Source organism: Streptomyces sparsus, assembly GCF_054776295.1.
The window spans coordinates 1-3,566 of the sequence record NZ_BAAHCA010000504.1 but is presented as its reverse complement, the minus strand read 5'-3'; the positions used below and the strand labels follow the sequence as shown (position 1 = coordinate 3,566).

The 3,566-nt window shown below is 73.2% G+C and carries 4 protein-coding genes; 1 reads left to right on the top strand and 3 read right to left on the bottom strand.

What is annotated here, in order from left to right; all coding sequences use genetic code 11:
• Positions 1-56 precede the first annotated feature (56 nt).
• Together msrA and ACYVE9_RS19255 are read right to left on the bottom strand one after the other, a co-directional pair.
• The gene (gene msrA / locus ACYVE9_RS19260; RefSeq protein WP_461029130.1) at positions 57-722 is read right to left on the bottom strand and encodes a peptide-methionine (S)-S-oxide reductase MsrA; all 666 of its coding nucleotides are present in this window, start codon (positions 720-722) and stop codon (positions 57-59) included.
• 152 nt (positions 723-874) lie between these two features.
• Positions 875-2,095 carry a hypothetical protein gene (locus ACYVE9_RS19255; protein WP_461029129.1) on the bottom strand — a complete coding sequence of 407 codons (1,221 nt, stop codon included), beginning with the start codon at positions 2,093-2,095 and terminating at the stop codon, positions 875-877.
• Between the two features lie 32 nt (positions 2,096-2,127).
• On the opposite strand from ACYVE9_RS19255, the gene ACYVE9_RS19250 reads away from it, so the two are divergent.
• Entirely contained in the window at positions 2,128-3,270 is a 1,143-nt protein-coding gene (locus ACYVE9_RS19250; protein ID WP_461029128.1) for a cystathionine gamma-synthase, read from the top strand.
• Between the two features lie 105 nt (positions 3,271-3,375).
• Here ACYVE9_RS19250 and ACYVE9_RS19245 read toward each other — a convergent pair.
• On the bottom strand, positions 3,376-3,566 hold a 191-nt coding region (locus ACYVE9_RS19245; RefSeq protein ID WP_461029127.1), incomplete at its 5' end, for a hypothetical protein.

The window sequence follows — 3,566 nt, the reverse complement described above, 5'->3', positions numbered from 1 at the left end:
GGGCGCGCCCGCAGCCGTCCGGCGGGTGGAGCGGGGCTCCCGCCGTCCCCGCCGCCTCAGCCCTCCGAGCGCACCACGCCCACCGGGCAGGAGACACCGGTGCCGCCGATGCCGCAGTAACCGGCGGGGTTCTTGTCGAGGTACTGCTGGTGGGCGGCCTCGGCGGGGTAGAAGGGGGCGTGCTCGGCGGGCCGGATCTCGGTGGTGATGTCGCCGTAGCCGGAGGCGGCGAGCATGCGCTGGTAGGACTCGCGGGACGCCTCGGCCTCCTTCTGCTGGGCGGGGCTGTGCGTGTGGACGGCGGAGCGGTACTGGGTGCCGACGTCGTTGCCCTGCCGGAAGCCCTGGGTCGGGTCGTGGGACTCCCAGAACAGCTTCAGCAGCTGCCCGTAGCTGACCTTCGCCGGGTCGAAGACGACCCGCACGGCCTCGGTGTGGCCGGTGCGGCCGGAGCAGACCTCCTCGTACGTCGGGTGGGGCGTGTGGCCGCCCTGGTAACCGACGAGCGTGGTCCAGACGCCGTCACGCTGCCAGAAGACGCGCTCGGCACCCCAGAAGCAGCCCATGCCGAAGTCGGCTGTCTCCAGGTGCTCGGGGTACGGGCCGACGAGCGGGTTGCCCAGCACGGTGTGGCGGTCGGGAACCTCGAAGATCGGCTCCGGGCGGCCCTTCAGGGCCTCCTCGGGGATGGGCAGCTGCTTCTTGTGGTGGCTGAACAGCATCGTTGCTCCTTGGCGCTTCGTCTCGGCGTCGTCGTCATCGGCCGGCGTCGTCCTGCTGCCGTCCTGGGTGTCGCGGGCCTGCTGGGGTGTCGCGGTGCTGCCGTCCTGCCGTCCTGCCGGGTGCCGGGTGCCGGGTTCCGGGGGCCGGGCGGTCAGTGCGGCGGCGGGGTCGTGGCCGGGGTGCCGCCCTGGCTCTCGTAGCCGGCGACGGCGAGGGCCCGGTAGGCGGCGTACTCGCCGACCGGGTTCCCGCCCTCGACCCACGGGGTGGCCCCCACATAACCGTCGACGACCCGCAAAGCTTCCATCGCCTCCTCGTACCGCTCGGCCCGCACCAGGAAGCACAGCAGCATGTGCAGCACGTGCGGGCGCACCGGGTGGTCGTCGGCCACACCGTCCACGGCGAACTCGGCCGCCTCGATCGCGTCCTCGACGACCTTGCTCTGGTACATGCCGCGGACCAGCTCGGCGTCGGGCAGGTGCGCGTGGACGGCGAACAGCGGCAGCGCCGGCAGCAGGCTGCCGGGCGGCGCGGAGGCGGCGGCGCGCTCCGCGAAGGCGTAGGCCTCCTCACGCGAGCCGTGCCACTTCTCCGACCAGTACGGCAGGGCCGCCAGGTGCGCGCCCATGTGAGCCCGGGTACGACGGGTGACCTCGTGCCACAGCGCCTCGAAGTCCGCCTTGCGATAGCCCAGGGCCCGCGCGACGAACAGTTCGGTGATGAACGGCGTCGGGTCGGCGTCGGCGAGTGCGGCGGCCTCGTGGGCCACGTTGCGCGCCTCCTCCAGGATGATGCGGTGATCGGCGGAGTCCGGGTCGGCGAGGGCCTGCCAGACGAGGAACTGGGCGTACACCTGCGCGCCGCCCACGTCCTGCGGGCGCTCGCTGCGCCAGTCGCGCAGCCAGCGGGCGTCCTGCCCGGGACCCCGGGACGCCCCGCCGCCGGAGAGGGCGTCCCCGGCGGACTTGTCGAAGGAGACGCCGCCCGGCTCGGTCGGTGCCGTCCCGCCCCCGTCCCCGGCGGCCGCACGGTTCGAGGCGAGTTCCACCGCCGCCGCACCGGCCAGCGACTGCACCCGCTGCCACCGCAGCTCCACCTGCTCGGCCGAGTCACCCGTCAGGGCGAGCAGCTGCGCCACCGGACGCCAGTCCTGGGTGCGCTGGGTCTCGCTCAGCGCGTCGACCAGTTCGTCGTCAGGGCCGGGCAGCCGCACGTCGAGCTGCTCGACGGGCACGAAGCCGTAGGCCTGGGGGTCGTCGGCCCTGAGCATGCCCAGGCCCGCCCCCTTCACGGCCATGCGCCGCCGGAGGAACGGGACGAGGAAGAAGCCGACGACGGCGCCGACGAGCAAGAGGGACAGCAAGAACTCCATGGTTCCACGGTACGGCGCATTAGGCTCGACCCATGAGCCACCAGCACTTCGAGACCGTAGCGATCCACGCCGGGCAGAAGCCGGACGCCCTCACGGGTGCCGTCGTCCCGCCGATCCACCAGGTCTCCACCTACAAACAGGACGGCGTCGGCGGCCTGCGCGGCGGTTACGAGTACAGCCGCTCGGGCAACCCGACCAGGACGGCGCTGGAGGAGAACCTCGCCGCCCTGGAGGGCGGCAGCCGCGGCCTGGCGTTCGCGTCCGGCCTCGCGGCCGAGGACTGCCTGCTGCGGACCATGCTCGTTCCCGGCGACCACATCGTCATCCCCGACGACGCCTACGGCGGCACCTTCCGCCTGTTCGCGAAGGTCGCCGAACGCTGGGGCGTGAAGTGGTCCGTCGCCGACACCTCGAACCCGGACTCGGTGCGCGAGGCCCTGCGGGACAACACCAGGGCCGTGTGGGTGGAGACGCCCAGCAACCCGCTGCTCGGCATCACCGACATCGCGATGGTCGCCGACATCACCAGGACGGCCGGGGCCCGCCTGGTCGTGGACAACACCTTCGCCAGCCCCTACCTCCAGCAGCCGCTGGCGCTGGGCGCGGACGTCGTCGTGCACTCCACGACGAAGTACATGGGCGGGCACTCCGACGTGGTCGGCGGCGCGCTGGTGACCTCCGACGCCGCGTTCGGCGAGGAGCTCGCGTTCCACCAGAACGCCATGGGCGCCATCGCCGGGCCGTTCGACGCGTGGCTGGTGCTGCGCGGCATCAAGACGCTCGCGGTGCGGATGGACCGGCACAGCGCCAACGCCGCACGCATCGCGGAGGCGCTGGTCGCGCACCCGAAGGTGACCGAGGTGTACTACCCGGGCCTGGAGACGCACCCGGGCCACGAGGTCGCGGCCAAGCAGATGCGGTCCTTCGGCGGCATGGTGTCGTTCCGGGTCGCCGGTGGCGAGCAGGCGGCCGTCGACGTCTGCAACCGTGCCCAACTCTTCATCCTGGGCGAGTCGTTGGGCGGCGTGGAGTCGCTGATCGAGCACCCCGGCCGGATGACGCACGCCTCGGTCGCGGGCTCGGCGCTGGAGGTCCCCTCCGACATGGTGCGGCTGTCCGTGGGCATCGAGTCGGTGGACGACCTGCTGGCCGACCTCACGCAGGCCCTCGGCTGACACCCGGCCCGCGTTCGACGGCACCATCACCGGCCCGGAGGGGCCTCACCGCCCCGAGGCCCCTCACCACCGCAACGGAAGGCCCCGCAACCCGTGCGGGGTCCCTCACCACCCGTACGGCGGCGGCGTCATCGTCTCGGGTGGCGTCTCCCAGGGGCGGGTGGTGGCGGCCCAGACGGTGAAGGCGAAGGCGGCCAGCGCCAGCAGCGTCCACAGCACCGTCAGTGCGGCGCGGCGCCGGTGCAGCAGGCGTCGGCCGACGTCCGCCGCCCGGTCGCCCAGGTCCGGCGGCAGCG

What these genes read in the sequence shown, in the direction of transcription:
- msrA (WP_461029130.1), bottom strand. Translation starts at nt 722, where the DNA reads ATGCTGTTCAGCCACCACAAGAAGCAGCTGCCCATCCCCGAGGAGGCC.
- ACYVE9_RS19255 (WP_461029129.1), bottom strand. Translation starts at nt 2,095, where the DNA reads ATGGAGTTCTTGCTGTCCCTCTTGCTCGTCGGCGCCGTCGTCGGCTTC.
- ACYVE9_RS19250 (WP_461029128.1), top strand. Translation starts at nt 2,128, where the DNA reads ATGAGCCACCAGCACTTCGAGACCGTAGCGATCCACGCCGGGCAGAAG.